This window comes from Pseudomonas sp. B21-019, assembly GCF_024749225.1.
Classification (GTDB): Bacteria; Pseudomonadota; Gammaproteobacteria; order Pseudomonadales; family Pseudomonadaceae; genus Aquipseudomonas.
On record NZ_CP087193.1, the window covers coordinates 6,377,781 to 6,396,886 of the forward strand.

The following is a 19,106-nucleotide window of genomic DNA, read 5'->3' on the forward strand; positions in this document are numbered from 1 at the left end:
TCACTCAACAATTGAAGGAGTCTGGCTATGCCACTGGTAACTGTGAAAGGCATTGAAGGTGTTTTCTCGACCGAACAAAAGGCCGAGCTTATCAGCAAGATCACCGATGCCATGGTCTCGGTCGAAGGCGAGAAAATGCGCGGTGTGACCTGGGTCATCTTTGAGGAAGTGAAGAGCGGCGACTGGGGCATCGGCGGTGAGCCGATCACTACCGAGAAAGTCAGAGCGATTCAGAACAGCTGAAGACGATGATAGCTCAGCCTGCGTAATGTAGGTTGAGCTCATCAGTCACTTGCACCAGCTTTGATCATCACGTTGCGTGGTCATGATTGGCAGAAAATGCGTAATTGTAAGGACTTGACCACCCATTTGCATTGGTCCTGACCAGTCGTTTGCATCAGACTTGACCAGTACAGTGAGTGACCTTGACCGGCAGAAATCAACAACCCAATGCGGACATTCGCAACACACCACCTACCTTCATGAGACTGCGCCTGAGTTAGCCGCATGGTCACGGCTTGGGTGGGAGGTTCGCCACGCCGCGATTGAGCAAGTCGAGCAGGACGATTTCACGGACCTGTTGTGCTTGCGCCAGGCCAACCAGGGCGTTTGCCGCTTCGCGTGCAAGGCGACGTGCCAAGACCCGCTGTTGGGTGGAGATGATGCGACCTTCAGGGCGCCCGTGAACGTAGGTGCATCGCATATCGTATAGGTCCAGATACTCCTTCGCTGCACCCGGCTCGACGATGGCGGCGCTCAGTCTTGCAGCAACCCTGCGTGTCGGCGATTCGTCGTGATTATCGCCTGTCAGTCGCAGCTTGCGTCTGTGGTCTGCCTCGGCGCCAAACGCGGCCTCAATCATGATGAGGTGCGCCATCACTTCATCGATGCTATCGGAAAGGAACGCACGGACCAGGAAGTGCTCCACCGGAGTTGAGAAAAGTTCCGACGCCTGGGTACTCGCTGCCTGCAGCAGCGCCCACCTGGCTTCCAGTGCCTGCCGCACATCCTCGGCGGTTGCCCAGGTTCGCAGCCACATCGGGCGTTCAGATTCCTCCCACTCGTCGTGGTCCACTTGGTAGGAGTACGGCTCCCACGACAGCCGCTCAGGGGGTGGCGGCGGGTGCGGGAAAGCGCACAGGTCATCGTCGACGGTGTAGACCCAAGGCAGCTGGAATCCCCGCCAATCCACCTCGGTCATCTCGGCCCAGTCCTCCCATGGCGCCAGCAGCAGGAAGAAAAGCGCGCGCTCTACCGCCGCGGGGAAGCGCCCGCGGTGGGGAACAATCTCGCCCAGATCCTTTCCGATGGGGAAGTCCAGCCAGGAGAACTGGCGATTGCCCGATTCGCCGCGAACAGACACGTCTTCCTCTACGACCATCCAATGAAACTGGGACAGACGCTGAGCGTCCAGCCGTATGCCTGGATAACAGCGCTCTAAGCGGGGCGCATTGAACAAAACCTCAAGTTCGGCAGCGGTGAATCGACCCATCCGGGCATTGCCAAACTGGAAGGACGGGAGCTCATCGGCCATATCGAGCGGGCAGAGGTAACGCCGCCTAGTGGTGGTCCGTTGAAACTCGTGAGCCAACGCGGCAGCCACCTTACCCATGTCTGGCCTGGGCTGGTTGGGCAGATGGGGGGTGCTGCATGGCAGACCCAGCGACCTAAGCGCATTGCCGATGGAGACCTCCAGCCCGAAGGTGGATTTTCCGCTGCGGTAGCGCTTGGTGAGCAACTCCTTAAGTGCGACGAACTCGCGGCTGCTCCAGAGATTCTGTGGGCCAGGTGGCGGGATGTCCCACAGCGCTTGAAGGGCAGCGACAAGAGATTTATCTGCGGACATGAGTTGCTCGGCCCTCCTTGGAATGTCTGTTCAAATGATCCCTGATGGAGATTACCTTAATGGTGCAGTGCAATCAGCTGCCGCTTTTGGGAGCTACACGGGCGCTGCCAGCTTTGCTAAGTAGATGGCTCCAGCCATATGTATGAGAAAAAGACCCTTCAGGAAGAAGCGATGATTTGTATTGAATGCGTCACTCCGGAACCTCTCAAGAAGCTGTTCGATGCGCACGGGCAGGAAGCTGGCTGCAAGTATTGCCAGCGCCGCGGGAAGGCAATTGAGTCCCAGATTCTATTTGAATACGTCTATGCCCGGGTTCGCGAGAATATTGCCCGTAAGGAGAGTCTCTCGGACTACGAGCTCAGCATGTTGTATGGGGCCAGGATTGAGCTTTTCCCCATTGCAGAGATAGATATTGTTCTCTCGGAATGGTTTGATCTCGGCAACGAACCATATTTCGACGATTTGTGTAGCGGTGTTCCAGATGAATTCAATCTGGATGATGCCGGCGACACTACGCACTTTTATGGCGAGGACGACGCGATGGAAGTAAACCTCTACGAAGGTCTTTGGGACCAGTTCGTTGAGGGTGTGCAGTACACGCACCGCTTCTTCAACGCGAATGCCGGAGAATTTCTCGACTCGATTTTCTCCTTTCTGGTCGCCGATAACGAAAGCCTTAAGTCTGAAGCTATCCGGACCATGGCCAATGGCGACTTGATGTACCGTGCGCGTCTTGCTAAAGGTTTCAGCGATGCGGAGAAGATAATTAATGATCCCGCTGGCCAATTCGGCCCTACTCCGAGATTCCTGGCAAGCAGTCAAAGGATGACGCCGAACGGTATCTCCGCTCTGTACTGCGCGCTGGAGCGAGAGACCTGTCTGAGCGAAATCCGCTCCATCACCGGGGATCATGTGGTGAGCACGGCGCTGACTCCAGTCGCCGAACTGAAGCTCCTTGACCTCACGGCACTGGACCAGGTTGAACCTCCGGATCTGTCGCTCCTGGACGTAGGGTTTCGTGAGGCGCTACATCGCAAGGTATTCCTGGGCTCACTTGTCAAAAAGATGTCCAGGCCAAAGGCTCGTAATGATGAGCTGAGCTATCTGTCGACTCAGGTGGTGTTCGAGTACCTACGGCTGCGCTTTGGCAAGCAGGTCGACGGTCTGGTCTTCCCATCCGTGCAGACGGGTGAGGCGGGTACCAACGTAGTCTTATTCCCCGAGGCCAGCCGCCTTGCCTATGTACCCCCGCCGGAGGCCGACGCTGAAAGACTTGGCGACGAAAAACCCCCCGTTGTGGTCGAGGTCGAATTGGACAATCCGTTTAAGCCGCCTACCAAGGTAATTGTTGTGCACGGCTCAATTCGGTATCACAAGGTTACGGCGATTGAGACCCAAGCCCGCGAGTATCGCCATATCTACGATATCTTCATGAGCGACGAGACACGCAAGCGGCTGAACTTAGACTAGGAAGCAGGGCTTCTCTGCAGAGGCACCGGTGTTGCGACCAGTGCCTTATGGGCGACCTTTTGGCCGATAGCTGCTGTCGCCAACGGCGGCTACGGGGTCGATTCCAGCCGGTCGAGGTCGCGAATTGTGCTTGTCAAATCCGATGAAAACGCTTGGTCAGCTCGAATGCAATTGAGCGGTCAGTGGCAATGCAAATGGGTGGTCAAGTGGAGTGCAATTACGCAGAAAACAACCAAAATCAGACATTCGCAGAAATGTGTTCCTACGCACTAGATCCCCGATACCTAGCTATCTCATCCCGAATAGATTGCAACGCGCGCGATTCGTGACCACAACGCCAGACCAGGTGGGTTCGAACACGTGCAACCTTGGGCGGCAGAGGGAGCGCCCTGACCAGGCTTTCCACCTGAACGGCCTTGAGAACGGACTGCGGCATGATTGCCACCCCCGTACCCGCTGCCACACACGCTGATATCGCATGATAGGAAGCGAGCTCGAGCACTCTGGTGGGCACGATTTCGCAGGTCTCTAGCCAGCTCTCCAGAATGCGCCTGAACGAGCAGCCCTTGGCGAAAGCGATGATCGTCGATCCTTGCAGTGCTCGGGCATTAACGATCGGGCTGTTCTTCGCGACGATGAGAGCCAGCTCCTCGATGAAGACTTCCTGGCTCTCCAGACCAGCAGCGGTGAACGGATCTGAGACGAATGCGGCCTCGATCTGACCGCGATGAACCTGAGCAATTAGCGAATCCGTTGATCCGGATATCAACTCAATCTGAACATCTGGAAAGCGTTCGTGATAGCTGGACAGTAGCGGAGGAAGTCTCGCGGCAGCGGTACTTTCGAGCGTGCCGATTCGAAGTGCACCTTGCAGGGTGCCGCGTTTAAGCGCGGTCTCCGCTTCGATGGAAAGGCGAAGCAATTTTTCAGCATACTGATGCAGCAGCCGCCCCTCATCCGACGGAATCAGCTTTCCACCTTGGCGATGGAAAAGCGCCACGCCCAAGCGCTCCTCCAGGTTTTTCACCCTCGTGGTGATATTCGATTGCACGCGATTGAGCTGGGCTGCCGCATTCGTGATGCTGCCGTAGTCCACCACTGCTTTGAATATTTGCAGTGAGTCTAAATCCAAGTTTCTCATTTTGAGAATCCAGTATGCTGATTATTCATTATTTGTGAATATCTTCGCAGCATACACTCCAGCCGATACGAATGGGCACTCGTCTGCCGTCAATCATCGGGAATCCGGATATAGGAGGTGTGAAGTGCGGAAGATTGGTCTCATTGGTGGCATGAGCTACGAGGGCTCTGCGGTGTATTACCGAGAGTTAAATCGAGGAATCAACCAGCGGTTAGGCGGGCTTCATTCGGCGCAGGTGCTGCTGCATTCGGTGGATTTCCAGACTATTGTCGATAAGCAAAAAGCCGGCGAATGGGATAAGGCCGGGCTTCAGCTTGCTGAAGTGGCTCGAAGCCTAGAAAGCGCAGGCGCTGACTGCGTGATGATTTGCGCGGTGACCATGCACTTGGTGGCAGATGCGGTAATGGCGGCTACACCTCTACCCTTCATCCACATCGTCGATGTCGTGGCGGATCACCTCAAGATCGCAGGTCATAAGAAACCTCTCCTGATCGCGACTCGCTACACAATGGAGAACGGCTTCTACCCAGCCCGTATGCGGGAACATGGTATTGAAGTGCTCGTCCCCGATAGCGCGGGTCGCGGTCAAATCCATGACATCATCTTCAACGAGCTCAGCCTGGGGATTGTTCGTGAGGAATCGCGAGCGGTGCTTTTGTCTTTGATCGAGCAAGGCAAAGCCGAAGGTGCTGACTCTGTCATTTTTGGGTGCACAGAAATATGCCTGATCCTGGAGACAGATAAACTTGCTTTACCAGGCTTCGACTCGACTGCCATTCATATCGAAGCAGGGATCGAATTCGCACTGGGAGATTGATCTGTCCAACTGCATCCCTGATCCATTCCCCCCATATAGGGTATTTACTGTTGGTTTTACCTAAGGTCCTCATTGTTCAAGTCGGCACGCCACCCGATGACATCCGCGATCAACTTGGTGACCTGCCTGCCTGGTTTGGAACAGCCCTTGGTGTCTCATCAGACGAGGTGACCGTAGTACGAGCTTTTGAGGGCGAACGGTTACCTGATCCTTGTGACGATTGCGTCGCTATCATCACCGGCTCTTGGGCAATGGTCACCGACCGAGAGCCCTGGAGCGAATACGTAGCGCAGTGGATTCGCGAAGCCATGACTATTGAGATGCCGCTGTTCGGAGTGTGCTATGGGCATCAGCTCATGGCTCACGCGTTAGGTGGTGTTGTCGACTATCACCCTGATGGGCGCGAAGTGGGCTGCGAAATGATCCAGCTGCTGCCCGTCGCCATGGAAGATGAACTGTTGAAGCAGTGGCCAGCTCGATTCCCAGCTCACCTCACTCATGAACAGACCGTCATCACTCTTCCTGAAGGCGCTATCGCACTGGCTCGCTCGAATCATGACCCGCACCAGATAATTCGATACGGGCGCCATGCAATATCCACTCAATACCATCCGGAGTTCAGTCCGGGTCACCTTGAAGCCTTGATCCGACGTCGCTCTGCCCTGCTGATTGCTGAGCATCGTGACCCGATCAAAATGCTCAATGACCTTCAGGAAACACCTGACGCTCAAGCGGTACTGCGACGCTTCGTGCAAAGCCATTCGAAATGACCGTCAGGTAACCAAGGCATCCGAAATGGAGATTGCATCAGGATGATCTCGCGATCACCCCTCAGCTGCGGTTGGTAGTTAACCTGGTCTCACATCAGCTCCGAGAGCTCGAAGCCAGATCCCCTCCGACGATATGCATGCCCACCCAAAATGACATCAAAACCGGGAGGCCCTTCCCAATTCCGCGATACGCCTGTCGACCTGAGTAGGGTCTCAGGCTCAATACCGTTTTTGGCGAAATGCTCAAGATTCCACTCAAAGAAGCTGAAAAGTATTGGGAAAACTTGAGCAGGTACCGTGGAGACTAACCTGAGACTTCCAGTGTTCAATGGGAGGTTTAGCCTTCGCATTTCCGCAATTGCCCACACCAGGCGCCTTAATCGAAAATGCCAGACAGACTCAAGATGACGCTCAACCATCTGAGTGACTAAAGGAAATTTCTGTTTACGAATTGCTGGTATAGGGTTCATGCGGGTTGGAAGCAATTTCAGGAGATTGCCGATGTTTACACGCTTCTGATCTTTCGTAACTCGATACAAACCATCGACACCTGCTTGAATGATGTCAGCATATGATGGATCTCGTGGGTCGCTAGCCTCCTCTACCGACAGGGGCTCGTGTTTCACCGCGCGGAGTTTCGCCATAAGCCATGAGTTGTCATGTTCCGTGATCCATCGAGTAGCTTGATAAGCATTCGCCCAGAGATGTTCCAAGTTAATGTCCGGACGCAGCGCCATAAGCGTTTCTATTTTTTGCCGATGCTGATCCTTCTTACTAGGCCGCCCCTGCTTAACTTTGGAAGGTATCCCAGAATTAGCAGCGCTAAAAAGAATCAACTCTTTTCTCAAGTACAGCTCAAACTTTTCGACACTACCGAACAGATGAAACGCGATAATCAAATGCCGGGCTAACGGCATATCGATCTGGCCTTTATAAACCCGAAATCTGATCCAGGTCTGAAGCTTCCCTTGGTCAAAAGCCCTGTCCATCTGCGACAGAACCTCATCCCCAAATTTAGCTCTAATACTATCAATCAACTTTGCAGTACTGATTAGTTCGCCGTGAGTGAAACCACGTTTCCTAGTCTGCCGAACAAGGCAGGAGTAAAGAACTTTACTGCACACCGATGGAAGATTACGCTGGAGAACTTCATACGCGAAAATTGCAAACTTCATCTCAACGTCCGATGCCTTCGCCCCTTCTGCAGCGTTTAACGGACTCCAACCGCATACACATTGTTCGGTTAAGCTCGGGAGTAATTTGTACCTCCGATAGAATGGGTGGGAGCACTTTGGGCAGGCATGAATAAGCCGCTCGCCATGACGCCAGCAAGCCATGACACCAGGCATATGGTGTGACCGATGCCAGTAGGCATAGCCAAGCTCCAAGAGATCCTGCTGTACGCAGCTGAGACAGATCCTAGCCTTTCCGTGAACAGTTACTTCTCGACGCGGTACACGCGCCACTTCAGAAACAACGCTCCCGTCAGCTCCTTTTTCCGCATCGTCGCGCATACCCAAAAAAGGCCGATAGGCTGGAAAAGTGGTGTTGTTGCTGATGAGTTCGTTGAGATTGCGCTCTCTATCCCCCGGCAGCTTCGCTGCGAGTACCTCGATCTGTTTAGGAAGCATTCCGACTCCAAATGGAGTCGAGTCGAACAGATCATGAAAGGTCTCTGCTTCGGTTCTGTTACCTGACAGGTAGTGATAACGGGTGATACGAGAATGCAACATCTCGTCCGGCATCGACATTGGGAAAAAAAGCAGATCAGACATCAGTTATCGACTTACAAGGTAGGGCTCGCAAAGGACACATATCCCGGGTTCGGCCCCTTGTAACACACGTCAACCTGTACCAGGGTAAGGATTTTCTTAACACGTGGCGCCCGATCATCACCTGACTAAATCCTAAGCCTGATACTCGCAGTCCTGTAGAGAGACGACTGACTTATGGTCTTTCCCTCCGAACGAAGCTTTTGCCTCGCCCACCACAATCGTCGATTGTGGAACTCTTCAAGAGACTCACAAAACTCGATGAGTGCTGCTGCACAGAGGGGTAGCTTGGAGAGTTGTTTCTCGAAACGGGACAGCACGTGAAGCTCTCGACCGATCCTGGTGCGTGAGATCCGGACAGGTTTTCCCGGCAAAGAGCGAAGAGCTCGGGCACATTGCCCGACTTGCTTGGCAAGTCTCACATCGAGAACGGCGAACATGTCAGCGCTATCCGCTCTGTTTGCATGATCGGCAGCTCGCTTCGCAATGCACTCCGTCAGCCAAGGCCGATCGCAACGATACAGCCAAGCGTACCCCCGGCAGTCATGTGCCTTCTGCAAGCGATACTCAGCATCGAAGACCATTCGTCTTTCGCGGAGCTGGCTGAGAAACCTTGCCTCTTTCCAGGCGTCTGACCCACCTTCCACGCCGCGGATGGTCCGGTAGACGTGGACCAGCGAAACCCCTAGTACTGAAGCGATCTTTCTCGCATCGGCTCCCGCGAGCGCATGTTTCCACACCGCCATCGATATACAGTCCAGCCCCTCAATGTCAAACATCCGTGGAGCGCACTTTGGGAGTTGAGAGACAGCCGTAATAGGGGGCGCTGTCTGTGGCTCGCATAATGTCTCTTTACCCAGCACGCTCTCCATATCGACCCTCAGTGCGCTGGCCAACAGGATGTACTTGAGAGGATGGTGGGAGTCTCTTGGCTTGCGCAGTAGCTTAGTGACCCATGTGGCGGGGACTCCCTCTCGAGCCTCGCTGAGTACCGAATATTCCCAGGTATTCGGAAGTGTTCGGCAAAATGCAGCCATATGCTGCGCAAGACGTCGTAGATGCAAGCGACGGGGCTTGGAAGTAAGGTCGTGTTCCACGGCCCCTTGCAGAAGCGTGGAGCGCACTTTGGAGGTCGACAGCGCATGGACCTCAGATTCGAGCACCAGTAGTGAGCGCAGCGCTATGTCGTGTAGCGCCGGCAGACAGATCAATGGGACATGAAGCGGTATCGAGTGTGCTTGCACACTGTCATCGCCAGGCAGGTTGAGTTGCCGAGAATTGCGACTGAACCAGCGATGATCCACGACGTTGAGCAAGGTGCAATGATAGGGACACACCAACACACCAGGGAGCGTGTGAACCCGATGCCAATAGGCGACTCCGACTCGAACCTGATCCTGGACTACACAGTCTGGGCAAAAACGCATTCTGGAGGCGAACCCGAGACGACTCGCATTGACGCCCAATTTGAGCATCAGCCCTGTTCCATCGCCGGCCATCAAAGCCTGGGCTTGATCCACTTGATCCTGGCTGACAAAGGGGGCGTAGTAGGGCAACAGCGTGTGACGCTTGATGACCTCGGCCACCGACAAGCTCGTACCGCAAGGCAGGGCTTCGACAAGTTCGTCCAAGTGGCTTGGGAACGCCACACTCTGCGAGAAGGCCGCTGGGAATCTCGCTCCGGCGAAAGCGACCTTGACGCTGCGAACACCGCAAAGGCGTGCATAACGAGAAAGCACGCTGTGTAGTGTCTCGTCGGGAAATGCTGTGGGGAAGAAATGGAATTTGAGATCCATTTCACCACCTCCAACTCACTTTTTGCGATACGTCGGTGAAAACTCAAACAGATCGTTATTTATCCAACCTGCGGCCCTTAACGCTTCAAGTGGAGAATCGTGTTCGCTCAGCGCTTTAGCCTCAGAGAACTCTACAGCGACAGCAGCAGGTGCCTGGGGTTTATTCGTGGAAACTGCTGGAGTCGGGTTTGTCGGATGTTCACGCGATACGACACTCCGAAGCAGGGCGAGGCGGTCTGCTCGAACCAGTCCATCGAACGCCATCATGTCGTTCAGTTGCTCTTCGATCGGCAGCAGGTCGTCGAACTGCCGCATCCGCTTTGGATCTCGACTGCGCAGGGCTGACAGTGCTGGCTTCAGGATCTGCATCTTGGAGTTGCTCACCTTTGCAATTATCTCGGCAGTCAAACACTCCAAACCACTTTGAACCGCATAACGCTGACTCAACACCAACAGCTTGACGAGAAAATCTGTAACGCCTTGGGTGTGCTCATACAACACATCGAAAATCTCGCCAGTCAGTTCAGCCGTCTGCTTGCACCACTGATAGCTCCAAAGGTTCCCGACCAGCATTTTCCATTCGTCATCTTCTTTTTCGAAGCGTTTGAACTCCAGCATGCCCACGCCGCAGCAACGACGGGCGTTGCGCATGACATCCGAAAACAAGCTGATCATCGAGTTTGTACCGATGAAAACGACAGGAATTCCGATGTTGTTAACCAAGTTGAGGAAGAAGTTCAGCATGCTCTCCTTGCCACCGGTTTTAGCTAGGTGGAGGTTCTGAAGCTCGTCGATTAGCAACGCACCTATGAAAAATGTGCTGGCGACCTGCTCCATCTGCTGCAGCGCATCATTGATGTTCCGATGCCGGTGACGCTTGTGATAGTCCTTGTCCCCCAGGGCATTTCCAACGGCATAAAAGAACTGCTGGCAAAATCCCGACAAGGAACCATCTCGGGGGCAGTCGAGCTTAAGCCAAGTGATTTGGGTGTGGACGAATTGCTTACCCTCATAACGCTCATGACGAATCGTTTGTGGATAAAGACTCAAGATGGCGTGCAGAGCTGTCGACTTACCAATGCCGCTTAGCCCCACCACACTGAAGGTCTCAGCGGTCGACTTGAAAGCGTCATGGTAACGCTGAGCTCCCGACAAGGAATGCAAATGCCTAACGGTATCAGGTGACGTGGGATTACGACCCACGTACCCCCGGCGGATGAGCAGTGAGAACATGGACTCTAAATCCAGGTGAAGCAAAAAGGGCTGCACCACTGTTCTCAAACGATCTATGCAGTGAATCCGGATTGCCCCATCCAGGGTGAGTTCTTCGGGATCCACTGGCTGAGGAAAATTCGAGATCAACTCCGCAGCTTCTGTATCCGTAAGGATCGGAGGCAATGCTTCGATCAGCGGGTTGCCAGCGTATTCAGGGATGGGCTGTTTGGTGTAGCTCGCAAAAATCTGGGCGCCTTTCATTTGGTGTGTCCTGGGCGGATTCTCTTGAGCATATCGATGATCTCTGCACTGCGTGGGCCGGCATATGACTCATGTGTATTGGGAGTTGATCCAGTCTCCCGATCAGTTGGCTGCGCCCGCACCCCATCAGGAACAGGAGCATTCTCGCGCTCCATAAATCGCTCCGCAGCCCGATTCTCGCGAATGTTTCCTACGGCTTCCGCTTTTGTGGCGGGTACCGGTTCTTGCTTCTGCTCCGCAAGCGCATTGTTGATGATCTTACTGACCACGTCGGTTAGATCCACACGGCTTTCCAACTCGGCGCGCCGGTGTGCAGGTGGTTTTTGTCGATAGGCTTCGATCAAATCATAGATTTCGTCCGAGCGATAACCGGCGTACTTAGTATCCGACTGGCGAAGATCACAACGGATGAACTGCTTACTATCATTGTGAATCCAGATATGAGCAGAGGAATTCGGGTCGTACCAACACTCTACCGACCAGACCCCACGACTGCGGGCCTTGGCAAACCAGTTTTTCTCCACAGCCATTTCACAGACATAGTGCATTCCGCGGAACATCAGCCCACCTTTTTGAACGGTTGCCCGATCACGAGGCAACAGGTGGAGATATACCAGCTCGTCTGGCCGACTATTGGGCTCGATTAGTTCGTTTTCAGAAGCCCATGTCCAAATCCCAATAGGAGTAGGCTCAACACCATCATTCATCATCGCCTGGGTGAGCCGACCGGGCTGCCGATGATGCCGGTTGTAGTGGAGGACACACCTGATGATGATCTGAGTGAACTCTTTCAGGTTCAGCGTTGCGTCGAGCCGGTTATCTCGTTCGCCCCTCTCTTGCTCGCGCGCAGCCACTCCACCGGGAAGCCACCTGATCCCGGTGAGGTCATTCAAAATACCGAACCGGCTCTCCACCATCGGCTTCCAATCTGGTCGAAAAGGCGGTGCAGTCCCCATCTCGATGCCCAGACCTGTCGCAAGTCCCTCTGATGCCATCGACAGCATCTCACCCCTGTCTGAGTAGATGTTGTACGGCAAGTGGTGGCAGTCCCAGTCCTCTGGGTCGATCTCGACATCATTCTGAGCACAGAACTCGACCTTGGAGGTGAAAGCATTGAATAGCGCTTGCCTAGCGCCATTCCAGCTAGGGCCCTCCAGTCCCACATAAAGGCCAACGATCATTCCAGAGAAACTATCGACTACGATGTAAAGTACCGGCCGACCTATCAGCATTCGCCTAGAGTAGCTATTTACCAAATAAATATCGGCAATCGTTGCATCGATTTCGAACTGATGACAGGGGCCACGAAGCCAATCGCGGACAGTACCAGACAGCGGACGACAGTCCTTAAGCCATTTTTTTAATCCTTTACGCCCACGCTCAGTCTCGACCTCATCAAAAAATTTCCTACCCCAATTATAGAACTGGTGATAGTTCGGTATTTCTGAGCTAGGTAACAGACGACACCCCTCACCATCTTTCTTAGACATATCCTTTACTGAATAGAACTTTTTCAGCATTTCGTCATAAGCGCTGACAATAGAGGGTTTTTTATCATTAACGTACAAAGAGTACCCCAACCGGATACAACGTTTGTCAACGGCGTTAATAATTTTGGCAGGTTGGACAAGAACTCCTTGAAACCTTGGCCGCCTCCCCGGCGGTCTACTGGGATCATAGTTTCGTTCTGGAACCCCCACTGCCGTATAATTATTCAGCAATGAGTTTCTCACCTGACCATAAACCCAATACCGGTAGAGCAGTCGATAAATAGTTTTGCGCTGAATTCCAAGCTCCGAAGCTCTGTTCGACACCAATCTCCCTAGTTCACCACGCACAAATAGTTGTCCAGGATAACTAGACTCAATCAGCGGGGCTATGACATCCCATTTATCATCTCTGGCTTGCTTCGCTTTCTCGCTCAGATCGTCTTCAAGCACCATCATGAACTCTGGCGTAGTGATGGTTACTGGCTTGGTATCACCGGAACTCAACGAGCAGCAAAAACCCTCTAGGCCAACAGCATAGGGCTGCCGAAAAGGTTCTGTTAACCCAATGACAAACACCACATCATGTTTTTCATCGAGATGGATAGCCCTAACCATGTCGCTGATAACGGAGAGCTCTGTAACCGGTTCAAATACGCCATTAACGACAACTTTCATGACATATTCTCCTTCAATGATATCTGACCGGCGGCTTGAACAACTTCAAACTCTGGCAAAGCATCAGTCAATAAGAGAGGGGCATTCAACAAATCAATCTTGACGACTTTATTCCAGACAAAATAAAAAAACACTCCTCTGGCGTCGGCATATGATATAGATAACTGAGAGGCAATTTTTCGCAGACACTCAGCCAAACTCCATGGATAGGGTCTGCTGTTCTCTAGGAGCTCGATGAATCTAGCATGCAAGGATGACTTCATTAAGTCCCTCGGCAGCTTTGAGTATTTCCTGAGCATACCAAGATTCTTTATCAAATCCCGAGTGAAATACTCTTCAGTAACGATATTCCAATCAACTCCTTGCTTTTGCCAAAACCGCTTTTCAACTTCAAGCTTTTCAAGCGTTCTCTTCGCCCCTTTACCATCCAAATCCTTTTGATACTTAACCGTTCTAGCAACAGTTTTAAAACCCCCACCTGGCTCTCGAACAGTTAATAGAAAATCTGTTGTCATTACATACGGCACTTTGGTGCCTGGGTACGTCGGATAACGGACACCTATTGAAGCGGCAATAGTTTGCACATGCTCTAGAGGTAACAAGGGGTATTGCTCACGAATATCCACAACGTCTTCAGAAAATTCGCAAACAAGGTGATAAGACCTCTCAAGGTCTGACAGAAGGTGATGTATCCGATCAACCTTCACTCCTGGGATCTTGTGCGAACGCCCCCTTGACGGAACATCCTGCACTCTTAGCCAAGGCACGTAGCTCGCTCCGGCGCCTGCGCCAAATCCGTTTGCAATGTGCCGTTCAATGTCCTGCTGTGATGCAAACCTGCGACCTCGCAACCCCCGCCTCCTCAGCTCGTGCGAACCGCTTCATTTCACGCTGGAAATAGTTGTAGGAAAAGATGCTCGGCCTAGCAGTCATCTCGAAGGCATTCCTAGGCTACTACAGCTAAAAATCGAAGCGATGAATCCAGACCGAAGGATCGATCCAGAAAAGGAAAACCCCCGTAAATACGGGGGTTTAGACCTTGTGTCAATCTATGTTGGCTTGTGTCAATCTTTATTATTTAGTGTCAATCTTTATTTTAAAGAACCATCGTTTTCATTGCCTGTGAAGAACTTATTCCACAGTCACCGACTTCGCCAAGTTACGTGGCTGGTCAACGTCAGTACCTTTCAACACCGCCACGTAGTACGACAACAACTGCAACGGAATGGTGTAGAGGATCGGCGACAGGATGTCGTGGATATGCGGCATGTGCACAACATGGGTGCCTTCACCGTTGGTCATGCCGGCCTGCTCGTCGGCGAAGACGATCAGTTCACCGCCGCGGGCGCGGACTTCCTGGAGGTTGGACTTCAACTTCTCCAGCAACTCGTTGTTCGGTGCCACGGTGACCACTGGCATGTCGTTATCCACAAGCGCCAGCGGGCCATGTTTCAGCTCGCCCGCCGGGTAGGCTTCGGCGTGGATGTAGGAGATTTCCTTGAGCTTGAGCGCCCCTTCCATCGCCACCGGGAATTGCGCACCGCGACCGAGGAACAGGGTGTGGTTCTTCTCGGCGAACAGCTCGGCGATTTTTTCCACAGTGCTGTCCATGGCCAGGGCTTCGCCCAGACGGGTCGGCAGGCGACGCAGTTCTTCCACCAGTGTGGCTTCGACGCCTGCGGCCAATGTGCCGCGAACCTGACCCAGGGCCAGGGTCAGCAACAGCAGGCCCACCAATTGAGTGGTGAAGGCTTTGGTCGAGGCCACGCCAATTTCGCGACCGGCCTGGGTCAGCAGCGTCAGGTCCGATTCACGCACCAGGGAGCTGATGCCGACGTTGCAGATTGCCAGGCTGGAAAGGAAGCCCAGTTCCTTGGCATTGCGCAGCGCAGCCAACGTGTCGGCGGTTTCACCTGACTGGGAGATGCTCACGAACAGGGTGTCGGGCTGCACCACCACCTTGCGATAACGGAATTCGCTGGCGACTTCGACCTGGCACGGGATGCCGGCCAATTCTTCGAGCCAGTAACGGGCAACCATACCGGCGTGATAGCTGGTGCCGCAGGCAACGATCTGTACATTACGCACCTTGGCGAACAGCTCGGCCGCTTGTGGACCAAACGCCTGGACCAGCACCTGATTCTGACTCAGGCGACCTTCAAGCGTGCGTTGCACCACGGCTGGTTGCTCGTGAATTTCCTTGAGCATGTAATGCCGGAACTCGCCTTTGTCAGCGGCTTCGGCACCGTCACGGTACTGAACGCTTTCACGCTCGACGAGCGTGCCGTTGATGTCCCAGATCTGCACGCTGTCGCGGCGAATTTCGGCGATATCGCCTTCTTCCAGGTACATGAAGCGGTCAGTGACCTGGCGCAGGGCCAACTGGTCGGAGGCCAAGAAGTTTTCACCCAGGCCCAGACCGATCACCAATGGGCTGCCACTGCGGGCTGCTACCAAGCGATCCGGTTGCCGAGCACTGATCACTGCCAGACCGTATGCGCCGTGCAGTTCTTTGACGGTCGCTTTCAGGGCCGCGGTCAGGTCGGGCTGCTCTTTGAGCTTTTCGTTGAGCAGATGGGCGATGACTTCAGTGTCTGTGTCCGAGGTGAACACATGGCCAAGGGCCTTGAGTTGCTCGCGCAGGGCTTCGTGGTTCTCGATGATGCCGTTGTGCACCACCGCCAGATCGCCCGAAAAATGCGGGTGAGCGTTGCGTTCGCATGGCGCGCCGTGGGTCGCCCAGCGGGTGTGGGCAATGCCCAGACGACCGACCAGAGGCTCTTCGATCAGCGCCTGTTCCAGTTCGCTGACCTTGCCCGGCCGACGCAGGCGCAAGAGTTTTTCATCGTTGGTGTACACCGCCACACCGGCGCTGTCATAACCACGGTATTCCAGACGCTTGAGGCCTTCGAGCAGGATGGCGGTAATGTTCCGTTCTGCGACTGCACCGACAATTCCACACATGCTATTTCTCCTGACTGACAGCGGCGCAAATCACATTGATGCCGCGGGCCTGAATCTGATCGCGGGCCTCAAGCGGCAGGCGATCATCGGTAATAAGGGTATGGATGCTGCTCCAAGGCAGCTCCAGATTGGGAATCTTGCGGCCGATCTTGTCGGCCTCGACCATCACGATCACTTCACGGGCGACCTCGGCCATGACACGGCTCAGTCCCAGCAATTCATTGAAGGTGGTGGTCCCGCGCACCAGATCGATGCCATCGGCGCCAATAAATAACTGATCGAAGTCATATGAGCGTAGTACCTGCTCTGCCACCTGACCCTGGAAGGATTCGGAATGCGGATCCCAGGTACCACCGGTCATCAACAGCACCGGTTCGTGCTCGAGTTCTGTCAACGCGTTGGCGACATGCAGGGAGTTGGTCATCACCACCAGGCCCGGTTGCTGGCCGAGTTCCGGGATCATCGCGGCGGTGGTGCTGCCGCTGTCGATGATGATGCGCGCATGCTCGCGAATCCGCGTGACGGCGGCGCGGGCAATGGCCTGCTTGTATTTCGAAACCGGTTGGCCGATGTCGGCGACCAGCTCCTGCGGCATGGTGACCGCGCCGCCATAACGACGCAGCAACAGACCGTTGCTTTCAAGCGCGGCCAGATCCTTGCGAATCGTAACTTCCGAGGTTTCGAAGCGTTTGGCCAGTTCATCCACACTGACTTCACCCTGCTCATTGAGCAAGGCGAGGATATTGTGGCGGCGTTGGGGCGTGTTGCGCTTTGACATGGCTTGGTAAGTTTCGATTCGAAAGATAACGTAAGCAATCAAAACCTATCAGCGAAACTTCGTCAAGCCAACGTCAGAAAAAAAGATGTGTGGATAACTCAAAAAAAGATCGCAGCCTCCGGCAGCGCCTACAGAGTGAACACGAATTCCCTGTAGGCGCTGCCGAAGGCTGCGATCTTTTGATCTGTGGATAACTTAACTCTTCTTGATCTTCTCAGGCCGCTTCCAGCCGTCGATGTTCTTCTGTCGAGCCCGGCCTACGGCCAACTGAGCGTTATCCACATTCTGGGTAATGGTCGAACCGGCCGCCGTGGTCGCACCGGAGGAGATATCCACAGGCGCCACCAACGAATTGTTGGAGCCGATGAACACATCTTCACCCAGCACGGTTTTCCACTTGTTGGCACCGTCGTAGTTGCAGGTGATGGTGCCGGCGCCAATGTTGGTGCGCGCACCGATCTCGGCATCGCCCAGATACGTCAAGTGACCGGCCTTGGCACCTTCGCCCATGTGAGCGTTCTTCAGTTCAACAAAGTTACCCACATGCGCGCGGGCTTCCAGCACTGTGCCGGGACGCAAACGAGCGAACGGGCCGGCATCGCTGCCTTCGCCGAGAATCGCGCCTTCGATATGACTGTTGGCCTTGATCGCCACGCCTTTGCGCAGGGTGCTGTCCTTGATCACGCAGTTCGGGCCGATCACCACGTCGTCCTCGATGATCACTTTGCCCTCGAGAATCACGTTGATGTCGATCAGGATATCGCGACCAACGGTAACCTCACCGCGCACATCGAAACGTGTCGGGTCTCGCAGGGTCACGCCTTGAGCCATCAAACGACGAGCGGCGCGCAGTTGATAATGACGCTCCAGCTCGGCCAGTTGTTTGCGATCGTTGGCGCCCTGCACTTCCATGGCGTCATGGGGTTGTTCGGTGGCCACCACCAGACCATCACTGACCGCCATGGCAATCACGTCGGTCAGGTAGTACTCGCCCTGGGCATTGTTGTTGGAGAGGCGGCCCAGCCAATCGCCCAAACGCTGGGAAGGCACCGCCAGAATGCCGGTATTGCCTTCGGTGATCGCACGCTCAGCCGCGTTGGCGTCTTTCTGCTCGACGATGGCAGTCACTTTGCCGGCGGCATCACGGACAATGCGGCCGTAGCCAGTCGGGTCATCCAGCTCGACAGTCAGCAGACCCAATTGCTGCGGTGCAGCCTGCTTGAGCAAACGTTGCAGGGTTTCGACTTCGATCAACGGCACGTCACCGTAGAGAATCAGCACGGTATCGGACTCGATGAACGGCACAGCCTGGGCCACCGCATGACCGGTACCCAGCTGTTGGTCCTGCAGGACGAAATTCAGGTCATCGGCGGCCAGACGCTCGCGCACCGCTTCGGCACCATGGCCGATCACCACGTGGATGCGCTGTGGATCAAGTTGCCGGGCGCTGTGGATAACATGGCCGAGCATTGAATTACCGGCAATCGGATGCAGGACTTTCGGCAAAGCCGAACGCATGCGAGTGCCTTGGCCGGCAGCGAGGATAACGATTTCAAGGGACATGACTGGCTACCAATCCTGGGTGGTCAGCAACTGCGACCAGATGATGAATATCGAAAAAGAAAAAAGGGTAGCCGAGGCTACCCTTTTTAATCAATCGCGCAACAAGTCGATGGCCGATTAGTGGCCGAACTTCTTGCGGATCTGCTGGACGGTGCGCAGCTGAGCTGCAGCCTCGGCCAGACGTGCGGCAGCAGAACCGTAATCGAATTCCGCGCCTCGCTCATGCAAGGCTTTCTCGGCAGCCTTAACGGCTTCCAGAGCTGCGGCTTCGTCCAGGTCGGCAGCGCGTTGCACGGTGTCGGCAAGAACCTTGACCATGTTCGGCTGAACCTCGAGGAAACCACCGGAGATGTAATACACCTCCTCTTCCCCGCCCTGCTTGACCAGGCGGATCGGACCTGGCTTCAGATTAGTGATCAGCGGCGCGTGACCCAGGGCGATACCAAGATCACCCAGTGCACCGTGCGCAATCACCATCTCGACCAGACCGGAAAAGATTTCTCCTTCCGCGCTGACGATATCGCAATGGACTGTCATAGCCATCTGAT

Annotated in this window: 15 protein-coding genes; 4 read left to right on the forward strand and 11 right to left on the reverse strand. The window is 54.4% G+C overall.

Annotated elements, in window-relative coordinates; genetic code table 11:
* Positions 1-27: 27 nt before the first annotated feature.
* A complete protein-coding gene (locus LOY36_RS28805; protein ID WP_258671765.1) occupies positions 28-243 on the forward strand; it encodes a 4-oxalocrotonate tautomerase family protein in 216 nt (71 codons plus the stop codon).
* 268 nt (positions 244-511) lie between these two features.
* Here LOY36_RS28805 and LOY36_RS28810 read toward each other — a convergent pair whose 3' ends face one another.
* The gene (locus LOY36_RS28810) at positions 512-1,846 is read right to left on the reverse strand and encodes a hypothetical protein (RefSeq protein WP_258671766.1); all 1,335 of its coding nucleotides are present in this window, start codon (positions 1,844-1,846) and stop codon (positions 512-514) included.
* A gap of 138 nt (positions 1,847-1,984) precedes the next feature.
* On the opposite strand from LOY36_RS28810, the gene LOY36_RS28815 reads away from it, so the two are divergent.
* A complete protein-coding gene (locus LOY36_RS28815; protein ID WP_258671768.1) occupies positions 1,985-3,316 on the forward strand; it encodes an RES family NAD+ phosphorylase in 1,332 nt (443 codons plus the stop codon).
* Between the two features lie 262 nt (positions 3,317-3,578).
* Here LOY36_RS28815 and LOY36_RS28820 read toward each other — a convergent pair whose 3' ends face one another.
* Positions 3,579-4,457, reverse strand: a complete 879-nt coding sequence (locus tag LOY36_RS28820; RefSeq protein WP_258671769.1) for a LysR family transcriptional regulator — start codon at positions 4,455-4,457, stop codon at positions 3,579-3,581.
* A gap of 124 nt (positions 4,458-4,581) precedes the next feature.
* On the opposite strand from LOY36_RS28820, the gene LOY36_RS28825 reads away from it, so the two are divergent.
* Both LOY36_RS28825 and LOY36_RS28830 read left to right on the forward strand, forming a co-directional pair.
* Positions 4,582-5,274 carry an aspartate/glutamate racemase family protein gene (locus LOY36_RS28825; RefSeq protein ID WP_258671770.1) on the forward strand — a complete coding sequence of 231 codons (693 nt, stop codon included), beginning with the start codon at positions 4,582-4,584 and terminating at the stop codon, positions 5,272-5,274.
* 50 nt (positions 5,275-5,324) lie between these two features.
* Positions 5,325-6,044: a glutamine amidotransferase gene (locus tag LOY36_RS28830; protein ID WP_258671771.1), complete on the forward strand. Its 720-nt coding sequence runs from the start codon at positions 5,325-5,327 to the stop codon at positions 6,042-6,044.
* A gap of 89 nt (positions 6,045-6,133) precedes the next feature.
* Here the strand turns inward: LOY36_RS28830 and LOY36_RS28835 are convergent, their stop codons facing one another.
* The 9 genes from LOY36_RS28835 to LOY36_RS28875 all read right to left on the reverse strand — a co-directional run bounded on the left by LOY36_RS28835 (position 6,134) and on the right by LOY36_RS28875 (position 19,101).
* A complete protein-coding gene (locus LOY36_RS28835; protein ID WP_258671772.1) occupies positions 6,134-7,819 on the reverse strand; it encodes a TniQ family protein in 1,686 nt (561 codons plus the stop codon).
* Between the two features lie 125 nt (positions 7,820-7,944).
* Positions 7,945-9,612 carry a TnsD family Tn7-like transposition protein gene (locus tag LOY36_RS28840; protein WP_258671773.1) on the reverse strand — a complete coding sequence of 556 codons (1,668 nt, stop codon included), beginning with the start codon at positions 9,610-9,612 and terminating at the stop codon, positions 7,945-7,947.
* Between the two features lie 15 nt (positions 9,613-9,627).
* On the reverse strand, positions 9,628-11,088 hold the full coding sequence (locus LOY36_RS28845) for an ATP-binding protein (protein WP_008041421.1): 1,461 nt from the start codon (positions 11,086-11,088) through the stop codon (positions 9,628-9,630).
* A complete protein-coding gene (locus LOY36_RS28850; RefSeq protein WP_258671775.1) occupies positions 11,085-13,253 on the reverse strand; it encodes a Mu transposase C-terminal domain-containing protein in 2,169 nt (722 codons plus the stop codon). The genes LOY36_RS28845 and LOY36_RS28850 overlap by 4 nt, the downstream gene beginning before the upstream one ends.
* Positions 13,250-14,104 carry a TnsA endonuclease N-terminal domain-containing protein gene (locus tag LOY36_RS28855; protein ID WP_258671776.1) on the reverse strand — a complete coding sequence of 285 codons (855 nt, stop codon included), beginning with the start codon at positions 14,102-14,104 and terminating at the stop codon, positions 13,250-13,252. The genes LOY36_RS28850 and LOY36_RS28855 overlap by 4 nt, the downstream gene beginning before the upstream one ends.
* A 280-nt stretch (positions 14,105-14,384) precedes the next feature.
* Positions 14,385-16,217, reverse strand: coding sequence for a glutamine--fructose-6-phosphate transaminase (isomerizing) (glmS, locus tag LOY36_RS28860; RefSeq protein ID WP_019580348.1), 1,833 nt, complete (start codon positions 16,215-16,217; stop codon positions 14,385-14,387).
* A 1-nt stretch (position 16,218) separates the two neighbouring features.
* The gene (locus tag LOY36_RS28865; protein ID WP_019651248.1) at positions 16,219-16,995 is read right to left on the reverse strand and encodes a DeoR/GlpR family DNA-binding transcription regulator; all 777 of its coding nucleotides are present in this window, start codon (positions 16,993-16,995) and stop codon (positions 16,219-16,221) included.
* A gap of 195 nt (positions 16,996-17,190) precedes the next feature.
* On the reverse strand, positions 17,191-18,558 hold the full coding sequence (gene glmU / locus LOY36_RS28870) for a bifunctional UDP-N-acetylglucosamine diphosphorylase/glucosamine-1-phosphate N-acetyltransferase GlmU (protein ID WP_258671777.1): 1,368 nt from the start codon (positions 18,556-18,558) through the stop codon (positions 17,191-17,193).
* Between the two features lie 117 nt (positions 18,559-18,675).
* Complete coding sequence (locus LOY36_RS28875) at positions 18,676-19,101, reverse strand: F0F1 ATP synthase subunit epsilon (RefSeq protein ID WP_007985046.1); 426 nt, start codon at positions 19,099-19,101, stop codon at positions 18,676-18,678.
* Between the last annotated feature and the right edge of the window lie 5 nt (positions 19,102-19,106).

Excerpts from the sequence above, each read along its gene's own strand:
- glmS (WP_019580348.1), bottom strand. The coding sequence starts at position 16,217 with ATGTGTGGAATTGTCGGTGCAGTCGCAGAACGGAACATTACCGCCATC.
- LOY36_RS28815 (WP_258671768.1), top strand. The coding sequence starts at position 1,985 with ATGTATGAGAAAAAGACCCTTCAGGAAGAAGCGATGATTTGTATTGAA.
- LOY36_RS28865 (WP_019651248.1), bottom strand. The coding sequence starts at position 16,995 with ATGTCAAAGCGCAACACGCCCCAACGCCGCCACAATATCCTCGCCTTG.
- LOY36_RS28840 (WP_258671773.1), bottom strand. The coding sequence starts at position 9,612 with ATGGATCTCAAATTCCATTTCTTCCCCACAGCATTTCCCGACGAGACA.
- LOY36_RS28850 (WP_258671775.1), bottom strand. The coding sequence starts at position 13,253 with ATGAAAGTTGTCGTTAATGGCGTATTTGAACCGGTTACAGAGCTCTCC.
- LOY36_RS28805 (WP_258671765.1), top strand. The coding sequence starts at position 28 with ATGCCACTGGTAACTGTGAAAGGCATTGAAGGTGTTTTCTCGACCGAA.
- glmU (WP_258671777.1), bottom strand. The coding sequence starts at position 18,558 with ATGTCCCTTGAAATCGTTATCCTCGCTGCCGGCCAAGGCACTCGCATG.
- LOY36_RS28875 (WP_007985046.1), bottom strand. The coding sequence starts at position 19,101 with ATGGCTATGACAGTCCATTGCGATATCGTCAGCGCGGAAGGAGAAATC.
- LOY36_RS28845 (WP_008041421.1), bottom strand. The coding sequence starts at position 11,088 with ATGAAAGGCGCCCAGATTTTTGCGAGCTACACCAAACAGCCCATCCCT.
- LOY36_RS28835 (WP_258671772.1), bottom strand. The coding sequence starts at position 7,819 with ATGTCTGATCTGCTTTTTTTCCCAATGTCGATGCCGGACGAGATGTTG.
- LOY36_RS28820 (WP_258671769.1), bottom strand. The coding sequence starts at position 4,457 with ATGAGAAACTTGGATTTAGACTCACTGCAAATATTCAAAGCAGTGGTG.
- LOY36_RS28810 (WP_258671766.1), bottom strand. The coding sequence starts at position 1,846 with ATGTCCGCAGATAAATCTCTTGTCGCTGCCCTTCAAGCGCTGTGGGAC.